Here is a 14,231-nt window from a genome sequence, read left to right as displayed (position 1 = left end):
TGGCGGGGATCCAAAACCTGATGAACAAAAACGAGGTAGAGAATGCCAATAAATACCTCAGCAAATTTGCCCGCCTTACCCGCAATATATTAGATGATGGGAACAAAGAGCTTACTACCATTGAACGGGAGGTAAGCCTGCTGAACGATTATTTGCAGATGGAGCAAATGCGCTTTGGCTTTAAGTTTAATATTGAAATAAACGAACAGGAGATAGACCAGCAGATTGAAATACCGGCCATGTTGCTACAGCCATTTGCCGAAAATGCGGTTAAACATGGCGTATCGGCTTTAAAAGAAAAGGGCAGCATCAGTATCATTATTACAAAAACAGGCAGTACATTAGTATTTGTCGTAAAAGACAACGGTAAGGGTTTTGGCGCTACCAACGGCACAGGTATGGGGCTTAAGCTTTGTGAAGACCGTATTACCCTGCTAAACCAGGTTTACAAAAACACCAATATATTGCTGCATACGGCATCAAACAGCAACGGGACATTAATAACCATTGAGCTGCAAAACTGGCTATGATAAAAACGCTTATAATTGACGATGAAACATCAAACCGGGAGAACCTGCAGCAACTGCTGCAGGTTTATGCGCCCGATGTACAAATTTGCGCCTTAAGCGAAAACGTTGATGATGCCCTGCGGGCGATAATATTGCACCGGCCGCAATTGATTTTTCTTGACATACAACTGCATGGAAGATCGGGGTTCGACCTGTTGAAGCAGCTTGGTGATATCGATTTCGAGATCATTTTTGTTACCGCGTACGACCAGTACGGCATCCAGGCCATCAAATTTGCCGCGTTGGATTACCTGCTGAAACCCATAGATATTGATGAGCTGAAACAGGCGGTAGATAAAGCCCGCAAAGCTATCGGGCAAAAACATAAGAATGAACGGTTAAACCACCTGCTTGATTATTTAAAGGATGATAAAAAAGCCCCGGCGCGTATTGCCCTTCCCATGTTCAGCGAAACCCGCTACGTGAACATCACTAATATTGTCCGCTGTGAGGCTGATAATACATACACCAAATTTGTAATTACCGGCGGCGAACACATCCTGGTATCAAAAACATTGAAAGAGTATGCCGATATGCTAACCGGCCATGGGTTTATCCGTGCGCATCAATCGCACCTGGTAAATATGAGTTATATAAAAAGCTGGCTGCGCGAAGATGGCGGCAGTTTATTGTTAACAGATAATACCAAGATCCCGGTATCAAAGCTTAACCGCGAGAAGGTAAAAGCTGCCTTGTCTGGCGTGGTTTAACGAATAGCTGTGCTTTTTGTCCAGGCCTCATAAGCACTCATCTTATCCTTATTCTCTACAGCCCATTTTGTATTTTCGGCAAAGCCGCTCTGGCTGATTACCCTTACAAAAGTTTCAAAATTGTCAGTCTGCGAAAGTTTGTTGTAATAAGCGGCGTATTTGTACTTATCGCCAAAGGCAGCAAAAAGCTCCTTTAACTGCGCAGTAAGCAAGGCCGTTGGCGATGCGTACTTGCGTGTCATGAAACCGGCCAGCACCTTGTTGATGATCTTGTTTTGAGTAAAGGCCTCTGCCTTGGTGGCGGATGTAGGCTGATAGCCCTCTTCGGTTTGCAGGCTTCCTCTTTGCAGAATGTTTTGCAGGTTACCAAAGGCCTCGGCGCTGCGCTTGCTGTTGGGTTCTAATTGTAAAAAGCGGCAAAAGCCCAGTATGGCTTCGGCGCGTTTATTTTCGTGAAAAGTTGTTAGTGCAAACATCCGTATACTGCCCGCATCTGCCGAATCCCGCTTAACTGCATCTGCAAAGTTTTGTTCGGCATCGGTATACAGCTTGCTGCGGTATTGCACAATGCCCAGGTTGTAATAAATGCGCTGGTTGGTGCTATCGGCTTTTATGCCATTCTTATATGCGTCAATTGCTTTGGGCAGCTGTTTAGCATTGCCATAAATACTCCCCATTAAACTGTAGGATGCAGCTGTTAGCGGAGTGTTCTTATTGGCGCTTACAACCTTATCCAGATAGGGTAACCCATCCGGGCCTTTGCCGCTTGCAAACAGCGCAAAAGCTAACTGGTAATTTGCCTGTGGGTTTTCGGGCTCAATTAGTAAAGCGCTTTTGTATTTTTCAATAGCTTCGGGATATTGTTTTTGGCTGCTTAGTTGCCGGCCATCTTTTATCAGGGCGACTACATCTTGTGCCGATGCATATTGAAGGTTTAAAAGGGTAAATACAATTATCCGCAGTAAATTTCGCATACCTAAAATTAGCCTGTTTTTAACATTGTTGAAACATTAATTGAAATTTAATCTTTTACCTCCTATATAATTTCTAATTTTCGCCTTCGTTTAAGTGAAAGAACTTTTTATCTATGAGACAAGTGTGCACAACTGTCATTTCCCTTCTGTTTTCCCTTCTCGCGTTTACTTCCTGCTCGTCTCCCGGCCACAATAAAAAGGGCGAAGCTGATAACGGCAAACCATTTAACACTGCCGAAATACTTAAATATGACCCCAGTAAGGGCGATAAAAAAATTGAGGAGTTTATGCAGCACCTGCATAAGGTGAGCGGTTTTAACGGCAATGTACTGGTAGCTAAAAAGGGCAAAATAATTTATGAGGGATCTTTCGGCTGGGCCAACCACCTAACCCGCGACAGCCTTACCCTGGCTTCGCAATTTGAACTGGCATCGGTTACCAAAACCATGACGGGTACGGCCATTATGCAGCTGTGGGAAAAGGGCAAGATTAAGCTTGACCAGGATGTAAAAGATTTCTTTCCGGATTTTCCGTACGATGGCGTAACCATTCGCCTGCTGCTTACGCACCGCAGTGGTATGATGAACTATGTTTACTTTGTTGATAACATTTACCGCAGCCAGCACCTTAACCAAAAGAAAGGCCTTACCAACAAAGAGGCTATGGACCTGATAGCTAAATACAAGCCTGCCCGTTTTAACAAACCAAATGCAAGCTTTTTATATAACAACAGCAACTTTATGGTGCTGGGCGCCATTATAGAAAAAGTAACCGGTATGAGTTATGCCGATTACATGAAAGAGAATGTTTTTAAACCCGCCGGCATGACACATACTGCCGTGTACTCAAAAGCGGTTTATGATAAAATACCTGTTGATGTTGTTGGGCACGACCGCAACAGCTGGAAATACTCGGTTGCGCAAAATTTTTTAGATGGCCCGGTGGGCGATAAGGGCATTTACAGCACGGTTGCCGACTTGTACGTTTTTGACCAGGCCCTTAAAGCCGGTAAATTGATAAAACCCGCCACGCAGGACTCGGCTTATACCGCACGTAACCCCATGATACGCGGGCACTTTAGCTATGGCTATGGCTGGCGCATATTTGAAAGCCCCGGCCAAAAGGTTATTTACCATACCGGCTGGTGGCACGGCTTTCGCCATATATTTTTACGCGATATGAAAAACGATGTTACCATTGTTTTGTTAGGTAATATGGTTAACGGCAGTTTACTGCACCTGGATGACCTGTTTAAAATGACAGGTATGCCGGTAGTACGTAAGGGAGCCTATACCGGTAACGGCGATACAGCGGAGGATTAATCTTTGGTGAGTGGTTGATTAAGTTGATTGGTGAATAGTTCTCCCTTCAACCATTTAACTACTCACCTAATCAACCAATAACCATAACATATTATGTTCGATAAATTAATGGAAGCCCAGCAAAAGGCTGGTGAAGTAAAAAAGCGTTTGGATGCTATAACCGTTACCGGCACTGCCGAAGGCGGAAAAATAAGCGTACAGGCTAACGGCAATAAAGTAGTGCAATCGGTTAACATCGATCTCGACTTTTTTAAGGATGCCGATAAAGAGGAGCTGGAAGAGCTATTGGTTGTTGCCATAAACAAAGCCATAGAACAAGCCGAAAACCTTAGCCAGAGCGAGATGGCCGCTATGACCAGCGCTATGCTTGGTGGAATGGGCGGCTTAGGCAACCTGTTTAACAAATAATCGGTAATACATCTAAAAACACAAACTATGAAACTGACGTATTATGGCCAATCTACCGTTGAAATGGTAGCCGATGGCAAAACTTTATTATTTGACCCGTTTATTACGCCAAACGAGCTGGCTAAACATATTGATGTAAACAGCCTTAAGCCCGATTATATTTTGGTATCGCACGGGCACGGCGACCACGTTGCCGATTTGGTGACCATTGCTAAAAGCAGCGGTGCAAAGGTTATTTGCATTGCCGAGATAGCCGGCTGGCTGGGCAAACAAGGAGTAGATAACGTGCATGGTATGAACATTGGCGGTGGCTTTAATTTTGATTTTGGCCGTGTTAAAATGGTGAACGCCGTACACTCCAGCACATTGCCTGATGGAAGTAACGGTGGTAATCCCGCAGGTTTCCTCATTTACTCGGAAGGGAAGGTGATTTACTTTGCCGGCGATACCGCACTAACTTATGATATGAAATTGCTGGCAGATGAGAACCTCGCGTGGGCAATTTTCCCAATAGGCGATAACTACACCATGGGGGCCGACGATGCCATAAAAGCCGCGGCTTTTGTAAACTGTAAAAATATTATCGGTGTGCATTACGATTCGTTCCCGGTAATAAAGATAGACAAAGAAGAGGTGACCGGTAAATTTGTAAAAGCAGGGCTAAACTTAAAGCTACCTGCCATAGGCGAAAGTTTAGAACTGTAAAATTGTATAACCACAAAAAAGCCTCCTGACGTATCGGGAGGCTTTTTGTTTTTTCGAAGCATTACATCTTCATTGCGGTGTCTTTTTTCATCGATGTGTCCTTTATCATCTTCTTGTGCTTCATCTTCTTTTTCATCGGTTTCTTTTTCATTTTAGATGTGTCCTGTTGTGTTTGCACCGGCATTGCAGCAAATGCATTTACACTACCGAAAGAGATGGCGGCAACCGCGATCATACAGATAGTCTTTTTCATAACAAGTTAATTTAAGTTTTATAGTTTATATATAAAACAAATTAACTATTGATTGTTCTGCTATCTTTAAAATTAAATTATGGTGCCGCTTGGTATTACCGCGCGTTTCTTTACAATCACAATTCCGTCGGTAACGGTATGCGTCGGGAAGTCGCCGTCAGGCAGAGGATCACCACAGTTTATCTTCACATCATCACCTATATAAGTGTTTTTATCGATGATGGCATTTTTGATAGCGCACCTGTCGCCAATGCCCATAATAGGCAGATTGTTTTCTTTAGCAAAAGCAATTTCTTCCAACGTTTGATAATTATCGCTCCCCATAACATAGCAGCTTTCAATTTCGCTGGCCGTACCAATGCGGGTACGGATACCTATAATGGAATGGATAATATGCGCTGCATTAATGATGCAACCATCTGCAATGATAGAACGGTCTATCAGTGTGCCCGATATTTTGGTTGGCGGCAACATGCGTGCGCGGGTGTATATCTGGTTTTTGTTAAACAGGTTAAACTGCGGGATGTCATCTGTAAGGCCAAGGTTGGCATCAAAAAATGATTTGATGGTACCGATGTCTGTCCAGTAACCTTCGTACTGGTAGCTGATAACCTTATGCCCGGCTATTGATTGCGGGATGATCTCTTTACCAAAATCGGTATAATCATTCCCTTCCAGCAAATCGTAAAGCAACTGGCGGTTAAAAATGTAAATACCCATTGATGCCAGGTAAATACGGCCTTGCTCTTTCATTTCGTCGCTTACATCCGATACAAGGTCCTCAAAACCACTTTTGGGTTTCTCAACAAATGAGGTGATCAGGCTGTCAGAATCAGTTTTAAGAATACCGAAGCCGGGCACATCGTTTACATGCACAGGGATGGTAGCGATAGAGATATCGGCATTGCGATCGATATGCTGTTGTATCATCTCCTCAAAGTCCATCTGGTACAGCTGGTCGCCCGATAGGATCAGCACGTAATCAAAATCGTGCGTGGCCAAATGGTGCAGGCTTTGCCTTACCGCATCGGCCGTGCCCTGGAACCAGCCACCGCTGGTAGGGGTTTGTTCGGCAGCCAAAATATCAACAAAAGCCGTGCTGAACGTACTAAAGTGATAAGTGTTTTTGATGTGCTTGTTTAGCGATGCCGAGTTAAACTGCGTTAATACAAATATACGGCTGATATTTGAGTGCAGGCAGTTGGAGATGGGAATATCAACCAAACGGTATTTACCCGCAATTGGCACTGCTGGTTTTGAACGGGTTTCTGTAAGCGGTGCCAAACGGCTGCCCTGGCCGCCTCCAAGTACAATACTGATTACTTTCGATGTCATATCTTAGGAATTAAACTTTCATACAGGTTCATATATTCTTTTGCCGAGCGGTCCCACGAAAAATCGAGGGCCATCATGCGTTTGCGCAGAGTTTGCATTTTGCGGGTGTCTTTATACAGCACAACTGCGCGGGTTACCGATACGCAAATATCATCTACGGTTACATTCTCAAAGCGTATGCCGTAACCGCCTTCATCGCCAAAATCAATCACGGTATCTTTTAAACCTCCGGTGCTGCGTACCATTGGCATAGTACCGTACCGCATAGAATACATTTGGTTTAAGCCGCAAGGCTCCACCCGCGATGGCATCAGCAGAAAATCGGCGCCGGCATATATCAGGTGTGCCAATGATTCATCATACCCTATAAATACATTGCAGTTTTGAGGGTACAATTGCTTGAGCAGATTAAGCGACATTTCTGTAGCGCTTTCTCCTGCACCGAGTATCAGGAAGTTTACTTTGTCGCCATGTTCTTTAATGCTCCGCTCAATAGCAGCAGGCAATTGGTCCGATCCTTTTTCGGTCACTAACCTGCCAATAAAGGCTATCAGTGGCTTATCCGGCGAAAGGTTGAACCGCTCGCATAGTATCTCTTTATTTTTCTGCTTGCCTTTGGCTACGGTTGTAGCATTAAAATGCTCGGGCAGCATAGGGTCTGTCTCGGGGTTCCAAACATCGGTATCAATACCGTTGATGATGCCTATGCCTTTATCCCGCTCTACATAAAACAGGTATTCCAATCCGTTAGAGCTAATGCTCAACTCCTGCAAATAGCTTGGCGAAACCGTAGTGAACCGCCAACAGCATTTTACTGCCGATGCCAGCGGGTTGATGCCGCCGTTCCAATCAAGCAGGCCGGTTTTATAAAAGTCAATCTCGGGCAGGTAGTGCAAATTATCCCAGCCAAAAGCGCCGTGATATTGCCCGTTGTGTATAGTAAATATGGTTGGGATATGTGCCAGCCTGCGGTACAAGTTTGAGTGGTACATCAGGAAAGGCACCAAACCCGAGTGATGGTCGTGGCAATGCACCAGGTCGGGTGTTTGGCCGCTCCAGTTTATCCAGTCCAGAAAGCAGATCTGGAAGGCCAGGAACTGTTCCCTCTCGTCGGGATAACTGTAAACATTTTCCCTGTCCAGCAGGCCCGGTATCTTTATCAAATAAAGCTCGAAACCCAGTTTGTCGGTTTGTTCTTTTAGTATCTCAAAGTATATCCTGCGCGTACCCAATAGTGTAGTGCCCTGAAAAACAACATCGAATGTATTCTCATGAACAAACTTGCGGTTATAAAAAGGCATCACAACAGCGGCCTGCATCCCTGCCTGGTTCTGGTATTTTGGCAGCGCGCCAACCACATCGGCAAGGCCCCCAACTTTGGCAATAGGGTAGCATTCGGCACTCAGGTGAAAAATTCTCATTCGGGATTATATATTGGTTTAAGGTACTAAACATTTCCCCAAATGAACAAACACATAATTTTAAAAATGTGTTTAAAAATGTGATATTATTTAATCAGTAATGGCGGTTAATTGCAATTTCGGCATAAATGAGAATTGGAGGGCAGCGTTTATTGTGAATTTGTTAATAAGGTTTGTAAGATGGCGAGAGACGCGAAGTATCGCGTCTCTACGGGATACGATAATGTAGAGATGCGATACTCCGCGTCTACAATAGACATGCCGCCGACTTTTCACTCTTAGATTGCTTGGTACTTTACAACAATGGCATTGTATTAATGCGCTTCCAGCCAGTTCAATCCTGTACCAATCTCTACCATTATCGGCACTTCGGTTTTGATGGCGGTTTTCATTTTATCCAGGATGATAGGCTTTACAATTTCTATCTCGTGGTTAGGTACATCAAAAACTAACTCATCATGCACCTGCATGGTCATACGGGCATCCAGTTTAAGTGCTTTAAACTCCTTATGGATATTGATCATCGCTATCTTGATCATATCTGCAGCCGAACCTTGTATGGGCGCATTGATGGCATTTCGTTCGGCAAAGCCACGCACGGTTTGGTTGGCGCTGTTGATATCGCGCAGGTAACGGCGGCGACCCATCAGGGTGGTTACGTAACCGTTCTCGCGGGCAAAGTTCATGGTATCGGCCATATATTGTTTGATGCCGGGGTATTGAGCAAAATAGTTTTCGATGATCTCGGCCGCCTCTTTGCGCGGGATACCCAGATTTTGTGATAACCCAAATGCCGATTGCCCATAGATGATACCAAAATTTACCGCTTTGGCATTACGGCGTTGGGTGCTGTCTACATCCTCAATGCTTATGCCGTACACTTTGGCGGCTGTAGCGGTGTGGATATCAATATTATCAATAAAAGCCTGGCGCATGTTTGGGTCTTTGCTGATCTCGGCAATAATGCGCAGCTCAATCTGCGAATAATCGGCAGATACAATGCTGTGGTTCTCATCGCGCGGAATAAAGGCTTTCCTCACCTCGCGGCCACGCTCGGTACGGATAGGGATATTTTGCAGGTTGGGGTTGTTAGAGCTTAAACGCCCAGTTGCCGCCACCGCCTGGTTATAGCTGGTATGCACCCTGCCTGTTTTTGGGTTTACCATGGTTGGCAAAGCATCTACATAAGTAGATTTTAGCTTTTGCAGCTGGCGGAAATCCAGTATATCCCTTACGATATCGCTTTTGGCGGCAAGGGCTAAAAGCACATCCTCGCCGGTTTGGTATTGGCCGGTCTTGGTTTTTTTGGCTTTAGGGTCCAGCATCAGTTTCTCAAACAATACCTCGCCCAGTTGCTTTGGTGATGCCACGTTGAACCTTACACCCGCTTTTTCAAACACGGTTTTTTCCAGCGCGGCAATATCGGTTTCCAATAATTTGGAGAAATCCTTTAATGTTTCGTGGTCAATCTTTACACCTTCGTGCTCAATATCGGCCAGTACATAAATCAGCGGGTTCTCAATTTTATGTAGCAGGTCTTCGGCCTCAACTTCTTTTATTTTGGGCTCAAAAACGGTGCGCAGCTGCAGGGTAATGTCGGCATCTTCGGCAGCGTATTCTTTTATTTTTTCTATCTCCACATCGCGCATATTGCCCTGGTTTTTGCCTTTGGGGCCAATAAGTTCGGTAATGGAAACGGGTTTATATTGGAGGTAGTTTTCTGCCAGGATATCCATGTTGTGACGGGTATCCGGGTCTATCACGTAATGCGCCATCATGGTGTCGAACAGGTCGCCCTTCATTTCTACGCCGTACCATTTCAGCATCAGGATATCGAACTTCAAATTCTGACCTGTTTTACCAATACCGGCATCCTCAAATACGGGCTTAAACTCGGCAACTATTTTAACTATCTCAGCCTCCTCAACCGGTACGGGTACATACCATGCCTGGTTATGCTTTACCGCGAAGGATAAGCCCACCAGTTCGCACTGGTTGGCATCGGTGCCGGTGGTTTCGGTATCAAAGCAAAAATGCTTTTGCTGCTTTAGTATGTTAATGAGATCGGCTCGTTTCTCAAAGGTATCGGCCAAAATATATTCGTGTTCAATGGTGTTGATGTTTTTGATATCAACAGGGGTTGGCGCTTCGTAAATATCCTGTACCTCAACTGATAGGGTGGTGCGGCCATCAGCAACGGGGTTGCCAAACAGGTCGGTTTGTACCGATACGGCGCGGGTTTCGGTAATGCTGAAATCATCGCCAAACACACGGCGGCCAAGGGTTCGGAACTCCAGTTCGGCAAATAAAGGCTCCAGAAGATCTTTACTTGGCGCGCACATTTCCAGCCCGGCCTCGTCCAGCTCAACCGGCGAGTTCAGGTTAATGGTAGCCAGTTTTTTCGACATTAAGCCCTGTTCGGCAAAGTTCTCTACGTTCTCGCGCAGCTTGCCTTTCAATTCGTGACTATGCGCTATAATTTCTTCAACCGACCCATATTGTTTAATGAGCGTCTTGGCGGTTTTTTCGCCAACACCGGGTATGCCGGGTATGCCATCCACCGCGTCGCCCCAAAGGCCCAGGATATCTATTACCTGTTCGGGGCGTTCTATCTCCCATTTCTCCAATACTTCTTTTACACCCAGTATTTCCATATCGTTACCCATGCGGGCCGGTTTGTAAATGCGGATATTCTCTGATACCAGCTGCGCGAAATCCTTATCGGGCGTCATGCAGTAAACCTGGTAGCCTTTCTGCTCGGCTTTTTTGGCAAGGGTACCTATAATATCATCAGCTTCGTAACCATCGCTGGTTATCAGCGGGATGTTGAAACCTAAAACCACTTTAAATATATAGGGGAGGGCTTTGCTCAAATCCTCGGGCATGGCCTCGCGGTGTGCCTTGTATTTTTCGTATTCGGTATGGCGCTCGGTTGGGGCATCGGTATCAAATACCACGGCCATATGGGTGGGTTTCTCTTTACGCAGAACCTCCAGCAGGGTGTTGGTAAAACCCATAACCGCCGAAGTATTTAGTCCCGCCGAGGTAAAACGGGGGTTTTTACTCAAAGCAAAATGCGCCCGGTATATCAGGGCCATACCATCCAATAGAAAAAGCTTCTTCATAATATTTTTGAGATTACACCGATACTGGTGTGATTTCACAGATTGAACTATGATTTCAAAAATACGATTTATGTTGAGTAGTCAATCGGTGAAATCATTTTTAAATCAGTGCCATCACCTGAAACTGCACTCCGGCACATGGTCATTAACCATACCTGTAGCCTGCATGTGGGCGTAGCAAATGGTGGTGCCGAAAAATTTAAAGCCCCGCTTTTTCATGTCCTTGCTTATCGCGTCAGATTCGGGCGTGCTTACGTGCGGGCCGGTGTAAATGGTAATAGGTTTACCACCGGGCATAAAGCTGTACAGGTAGTTATTAAACGAGCCAAACTCCTTTTGCACGTCGATAAACAGCTTTGCATTATTAATGGCCGAGTTGATCTTTAAACGGTTGCGGATGATGCCCGCATCGTTCAGCAAGCGCTCCTTATCATTGTCATCAAACTTTGCCACCTTTTGCACATCAAACCCGGCAAAGGCTTTGCGGTAATTATCGCGCCTGCGCAAAATGGTTATCCAGCTTAAGCCAGCCTGTGCAGCTTCCAGTGTTAAAAACTCGAATAATACCTTGTCATCATGCGTGGTTTTACCCCATTCCTTATCGTGGTATTCCATGTAAAGCGGGTCGGTTCCGCACCAGCGGCAACGGGTTAGTTTAGTTGGCATATTATGGTTTTTTTATTAAAGTCCGTTATTGCGAGGTACGAAGCAATCTCTTTAAGCTATTCGTTTATGCAAGGTGTACAATTGTCCTAAAGAGATTGCTTCGTACCTCGCAATGACGCGCGGGGAATTATAACCCGTTCAATTCATCCCAATACTCCACCGCCCTACGATAATGCGGGATCACGATTGAGCCGCCGACAAGGTTGGCTATCATGAATACCTCGTTCATTTCGTCGTGCTTTACGCCGGCTTCGTGGCATTTGCCCAGGTGGTATTTAATGCAATCGTCGCAGCGTAAAACCATCGAGGCTACCAGGCCCAGCATTTCTTTGGTCTTAACATCCAGCGCCCCATCGGCATAGGTAGTGGTATCCAGCGCGAAAAAGCGTTTAATGTTAGTGTTGGCGGTTTCCATTATCCTGTCGTTCATTTTGGTACGATAGGCTTCAAAGTCGTTTATTAATTGTCCCATGGGGAGTATTTATTTAGTGAGTTATTTAATTAGTGAATTAGTGATTCCAATCACAGGCGTATTATTTTTAAAGGTATAAATGTTTATTTTCATACAGCCCGATTTATCCTAAATTTACCGTACAATTAAAATCAAAATGGAAAGTATATCCCCCAATATTTTTGTCAGCGATATGAAAGCCACGGTATCTTTTTACAGGATATTAGGCTTTGAAATAACCATGAGCGTACCCGAAACCGGCGATGACCTGGTTTGGGTGATGATGAGCAATGGTAAGGTTACCCTGATGTTCCAGACGTTTGAGAGCCTGGCTGATGACCTGCCGGAGATAAACCGTACCGATGGCGGCTCGCTGTTGCTATATATCAACCTTACAAACATCCAAAGTTTTTTTGAGGGGATAAAAGATAAGGTTACGGTGCTTAAAGGCCTTGAGAAAACGTTTTACGGCGCTACCGAATTTTCTATATTGGATAATAACAACTACGTGTTAACTTTTGCCGAGCACGAATGATCACTTTTAAACGAGCAGACCATTTTCATGTTTGCGTACCGCCCGAAAGGCTGGAGGAAGCAAAAGCGTTTTATACAAAAGTACTCGGGCTGGAACTGATTGACCGGCTTGACCATCTTTTCTCATCCGCCGGGTATTGGCTAAACATTGGCGATTTACAGCTGCATATTGGTGTTGAGCCCGCGTTGCCCCGAAGCATCCGCCATACCGCCATGGAGGTTGCCGACGTGGATGCTGCCCGCAAACACCTGGAAGATAATAATGTGGAGATAGTAGAAGAGCCTGTTATCCCCGGCCGCCGCCGCTTTGCCTTTATAGACCCGTTTGGTAACCGAATGGAGTTGTTGCAACTTATCTAAGCGCTGCAAAATCGTTGGCTTGATTTCTGTGTATGTAGTAAAAATTTTAAACCGCATGAAACTTATCTCGCCAAAGCTGCACGGCATTATCGATTATATACTGATCATATTCCTTTACACGTCGCCAACGTTTTTTGCCATGCAAAAAGATGTGGCTACTTACGTTTACCTGCTGGCTACAGCGCAGTTAATACTTACGGTTGTTACCGATTATAGTTCGGGGATGTTTAGGATGGTGCCTTTAAAGCTGCACCGGTTTATAGAGTTAGCCATTAGTTTAGGGATGATGGTTGCCGCGTTCACGCTTTTTCAGTACGATGAGCGCACCAAACCATATTTTGCCGGCCTGGGGATATTTTGGCTAATAGTGGTAATATTTACCGATTACAGTAAAAAACGCGATGGGGTTAAAGCGCCAATTCTATAGCCGGGTCCCAAAAAATATCTTTAAAGTTTTGCACCTGGTTATCTATAACCTCAATACCTTCGCTTTGCAGCATTTGCTCCATAGTATCACCCCCAAAATGGAATTTACCGGTTAGTAAACCCTGTTTGTTTAATACCCGGTGTGCAGGTACGGGTGGGTTTGCAGTGCCGCAAGCCATCATGGCGTAACCTACTATGCGCGATGATTGCTTCGAGCCCAGGTAAGCCGCTATAGCACCATAGGATGTTACCCTGCCCTTAGGGATCTGCCTGACCACATCATAAACGTTGTCGAAAAAGTTATAGTCGGGCATGGCGGTGGTTAAAATGAGAACTTAAGGTAGTTGATGTTCTTATTATGCTGAAGGTATTTTTTCTCATAATAGGTTTTGATGGATAATACCTCATCAGCATGTTCAGAATGATAAAGGTCTTCGGTCTTAACAAAAAGCTGCAGGTTAAGTTCGGCTATCTTTTCGGCGGTATAAGCGTGCAGGCCGTCGTTATCGGTTTTCAGGTTCATGTAGCCGCCGGGTTTCAATACAATGCGGTACATATCTAAAAAGCGTGGCGAGGTAAGGCGTTTCTTTTCGCGGCTTAATTGCGGCTGCGGGTCGGGGAAGGTGATCCAGATCTCGTCGACCTCGCCGGGGGCAAAGTAATCAACCAGGTTCTCTATCTGCATCCGCAAAAAAGCCACATTGTTTACGCCTTCTTCCAGCGCGGTTTTTGCCCCGCGCCAAATGCGGTTACCCTTATAGTCTATCCCGATAAAATTTTTACCGGGAAACATCTGCGCAAGGTTAACGGTGTATTCGCCTTTGCCGCAGGCCAGCTCTAATACAACAGGGTTGTTGTTCTTAAAAAAACCTGCAGCCCAGTTGCCTTTAAAAGGTTTCCCGGCATCTAACTGTAAAACATTGCTGAATGTTTCTATCTCGGCAAAGCGCCTAATCTTATCTTTTCCCATAA

17 protein-coding genes are annotated in these 14,231 nt (G+C 45.1%); 8 read left to right on the top strand and 9 right to left on the bottom strand.

Annotated features, from left to right (window positions below; genetic code table 11):
• Both WC615_RS03395 and WC615_RS03390 read left to right on the top strand, forming a co-directional pair.
• The coding region (locus tag WC615_RS03395; protein WP_372976738.1) for a sensor histidine kinase at nucleotides 1-530 on the top strand (530 nt) is incomplete at its 5' end.
• The gene (locus WC615_RS03390) at nucleotides 527-1,279 is read left to right on the top strand and encodes a LytR/AlgR family response regulator transcription factor (RefSeq protein WP_372976737.1); all 753 of its coding nucleotides are present in this window, start codon (nucleotides 527-529) and stop codon (nucleotides 1,277-1,279) included. The genes WC615_RS03395 and WC615_RS03390, both read left to right, overlap by 4 nt.
• On the opposite strand, the gene WC615_RS03385 is transcribed toward WC615_RS03390, so the two are convergent.
• Complete coding sequence (locus tag WC615_RS03385) at nucleotides 1,276-2,253, bottom strand: tetratricopeptide repeat protein (protein WP_372976736.1); 978 nt, start codon at nucleotides 2,251-2,253, stop codon at nucleotides 1,276-1,278. The genes WC615_RS03390 and WC615_RS03385 overlap by 4 nt on opposite strands.
• A 113-nt stretch (nucleotides 2,254-2,366) precedes the next feature.
• Between WC615_RS03385 and WC615_RS03380 the strand changes: the two genes are divergently transcribed.
• The 3 genes from WC615_RS03380 (at nucleotide 2,367) to WC615_RS03370 (ending at nucleotide 4,688) form a co-directional block, all read left to right on the top strand.
• On the top strand, nucleotides 2,367-3,575 hold the full coding sequence (locus tag WC615_RS03380) for a serine hydrolase domain-containing protein (protein WP_372976735.1): 1,209 nt from the start codon (nucleotides 2,367-2,369) through the stop codon (nucleotides 3,573-3,575).
• Between the two features lie 93 nt (nucleotides 3,576-3,668).
• Nucleotides 3,669-3,983 carry a YbaB/EbfC family nucleoid-associated protein gene (locus WC615_RS03375; protein WP_372976734.1) on the top strand — a complete coding sequence of 105 codons (315 nt, stop codon included), beginning with the start codon at nucleotides 3,669-3,671 and terminating at the stop codon, nucleotides 3,981-3,983.
• 27 nt (nucleotides 3,984-4,010) lie between these two features.
• The gene (locus tag WC615_RS03370) at nucleotides 4,011-4,688 is read left to right on the top strand and encodes a metal-dependent hydrolase (RefSeq protein WP_372976733.1); all 678 of its coding nucleotides are present in this window, start codon (nucleotides 4,011-4,013) and stop codon (nucleotides 4,686-4,688) included.
• A 61-nt stretch (nucleotides 4,689-4,749) separates the two neighbouring features.
• Here WC615_RS03370 and WC615_RS03365 read toward each other — a convergent pair whose 3' ends face one another.
• From WC615_RS03365 to WC615_RS03340, 6 genes are all read right to left on the bottom strand, one after another.
• On the bottom strand, nucleotides 4,750-4,941 hold the full coding sequence (locus WC615_RS03365) for a hypothetical protein (protein WP_372976732.1): 192 nt from the start codon (nucleotides 4,939-4,941) through the stop codon (nucleotides 4,750-4,752).
• A 72-nt stretch (nucleotides 4,942-5,013) separates the two neighbouring features.
• A complete protein-coding gene (locus tag WC615_RS03360; protein ID WP_372976731.1) occupies nucleotides 5,014-6,276 on the bottom strand; it encodes a glucose-1-phosphate adenylyltransferase in 1,263 nt (420 codons plus the stop codon).
• Nucleotides 6,273-7,697, bottom strand: coding sequence for a glycogen synthase (locus WC615_RS03355; protein ID WP_372976730.1), 1,425 nt, complete (start codon nucleotides 7,695-7,697; stop codon nucleotides 6,273-6,275). Before WC615_RS03355 ends, WC615_RS03360 begins: the two co-directional genes overlap by 4 nt.
• 314 nt (nucleotides 7,698-8,011) lie before the next feature.
• Complete coding sequence (polA, locus tag WC615_RS03350) at nucleotides 8,012-10,822, bottom strand: DNA polymerase I (RefSeq protein WP_372976729.1); 2,811 nt, start codon at nucleotides 10,820-10,822, stop codon at nucleotides 8,012-8,014.
• 114 nt (nucleotides 10,823-10,936) lie between these two features.
• Entirely contained in the window at nucleotides 10,937-11,488 is a 552-nt protein-coding gene (locus WC615_RS03345) for a DNA-3-methyladenine glycosylase I (protein WP_372976728.1), read from the bottom strand.
• 127 nt (nucleotides 11,489-11,615) lie between these two features.
• Nucleotides 11,616-11,960: a carboxymuconolactone decarboxylase family protein gene (locus tag WC615_RS03340; protein ID WP_183553441.1), complete on the bottom strand. Its 345-nt coding sequence runs from the start codon at nucleotides 11,958-11,960 to the stop codon at nucleotides 11,616-11,618.
• Nucleotides 11,961-12,096: 136 nt separating this feature from the next.
• Between WC615_RS03340 and WC615_RS03335 the strand changes: the two genes are divergently transcribed.
• From WC615_RS03335 to WC615_RS03325, 3 genes are read left to right on the top strand one after another with little or no spacing between them, the layout of a single operon-like run.
• Nucleotides 12,097-12,474 carry a VOC family protein gene (locus WC615_RS03335; protein ID WP_372976727.1) on the top strand — a complete coding sequence of 126 codons (378 nt, stop codon included), beginning with the start codon at nucleotides 12,097-12,099 and terminating at the stop codon, nucleotides 12,472-12,474.
• The gene (locus tag WC615_RS03330; RefSeq protein ID WP_372976726.1) at nucleotides 12,471-12,833 is read left to right on the top strand and encodes a VOC family protein; all 363 of its coding nucleotides are present in this window, start codon (nucleotides 12,471-12,473) and stop codon (nucleotides 12,831-12,833) included. The genes WC615_RS03335 and WC615_RS03330 overlap by 4 nt, the downstream gene beginning before the upstream one ends.
• A 55-nt stretch (nucleotides 12,834-12,888) precedes the next feature.
• Nucleotides 12,889-13,260, top strand: a complete 372-nt coding sequence (locus WC615_RS03325; RefSeq protein WP_372976725.1) for a hypothetical protein — start codon at nucleotides 12,889-12,891, stop codon at nucleotides 13,258-13,260.
• Here WC615_RS03325 and WC615_RS03320 read toward each other — a convergent pair.
• Together WC615_RS03320 and trmB are read right to left on the bottom strand one after the other, a co-directional pair.
• A complete protein-coding gene (locus tag WC615_RS03320) occupies nucleotides 13,241-13,573 on the bottom strand; it encodes an MGMT family protein (RefSeq protein ID WP_372976724.1) in 333 nt (110 codons plus the stop codon). The two genes, WC615_RS03325 and WC615_RS03320, sit on opposite strands and share 20 nt — an antisense overlap.
• Nucleotides 13,574-13,581: 8 nt before the next feature.
• Nucleotides 13,582-14,229 carry a tRNA (guanosine(46)-N7)-methyltransferase TrmB gene (trmB, locus tag WC615_RS03315; RefSeq protein WP_372976723.1) on the bottom strand — a complete coding sequence of 216 codons (648 nt, stop codon included), beginning with the start codon at nucleotides 14,227-14,229 and terminating at the stop codon, nucleotides 13,582-13,584.
• Between the last annotated feature and the right edge of the window lie 2 nt (nucleotides 14,230-14,231).

Origin of the sequence: Mucilaginibacter sp. (assembly GCF_041663085.1) — a bacterium.
Taxonomy (GTDB): Bacteria; Bacteroidota; Bacteroidia; order Sphingobacteriales; family Sphingobacteriaceae; genus Mucilaginibacter.
Note: the sequence above shows the minus strand (reverse complement) of the source record. Positions and strands in the feature narration are given on the sequence as shown.

Excerpts from the sequence above, each read along its gene's own strand:
- WC615_RS03345 (WP_372976728.1), bottom strand. The coding sequence starts at position 11,488 with ATGCCAACTAAACTAACCCGTTGCCGCTGGTGCGGAACCGACCCGCTT.
- WC615_RS03340 (WP_183553441.1), bottom strand. The coding sequence starts at position 11,960 with ATGGGACAATTAATAAACGACTTTGAAGCCTATCGTACCAAAATGAAC.
- WC615_RS03320 (WP_372976724.1), bottom strand. The coding sequence starts at position 13,573 with ATGCCCGACTATAACTTTTTCGACAACGTTTATGATGTGGTCAGGCAG.
- WC615_RS03325 (WP_372976725.1), top strand. The coding sequence starts at position 12,889 with ATGAAACTTATCTCGCCAAAGCTGCACGGCATTATCGATTATATACTG.
- trmB (WP_372976723.1), bottom strand. The coding sequence starts at position 14,229 with ATGGGAAAAGATAAGATTAGGCGCTTTGCCGAGATAGAAACATTCAGC.
- WC615_RS03360 (WP_372976731.1), bottom strand. The coding sequence starts at position 6,276 with ATGACATCGAAAGTAATCAGTATTGTACTTGGAGGCGGCCAGGGCAGC.
- WC615_RS03370 (WP_372976733.1), top strand. The coding sequence starts at position 4,011 with ATGAAACTGACGTATTATGGCCAATCTACCGTTGAAATGGTAGCCGAT.
- WC615_RS03380 (WP_372976735.1), top strand. The coding sequence starts at position 2,367 with ATGAGACAAGTGTGCACAACTGTCATTTCCCTTCTGTTTTCCCTTCTC.
- WC615_RS03390 (WP_372976737.1), top strand. The coding sequence starts at position 527 with ATGATAAAAACGCTTATAATTGACGATGAAACATCAAACCGGGAGAAC.
- WC615_RS03375 (WP_372976734.1), top strand. The coding sequence starts at position 3,669 with ATGTTCGATAAATTAATGGAAGCCCAGCAAAAGGCTGGTGAAGTAAAA.
- WC615_RS03330 (WP_372976726.1), top strand. The coding sequence starts at position 12,471 with ATGATCACTTTTAAACGAGCAGACCATTTTCATGTTTGCGTACCGCCC.
- WC615_RS03365 (WP_372976732.1), bottom strand. The coding sequence starts at position 4,941 with ATGAAAAAGACTATCTGTATGATCGCGGTTGCCGCCATCTCTTTCGGT.
- WC615_RS03355 (WP_372976730.1), bottom strand. The coding sequence starts at position 7,697 with ATGAGAATTTTTCACCTGAGTGCCGAATGCTACCCTATTGCCAAAGTT.
- WC615_RS03335 (WP_372976727.1), top strand. The coding sequence starts at position 12,097 with ATGGAAAGTATATCCCCCAATATTTTTGTCAGCGATATGAAAGCCACG.
- WC615_RS03385 (WP_372976736.1), bottom strand. The coding sequence starts at position 2,253 with ATGCGAAATTTACTGCGGATAATTGTATTTACCCTTTTAAACCTTCAA.
- polA (WP_372976729.1), bottom strand. The coding sequence starts at position 10,822 with ATGAAGAAGCTTTTTCTATTGGATGGTATGGCCCTGATATACCGGGCG.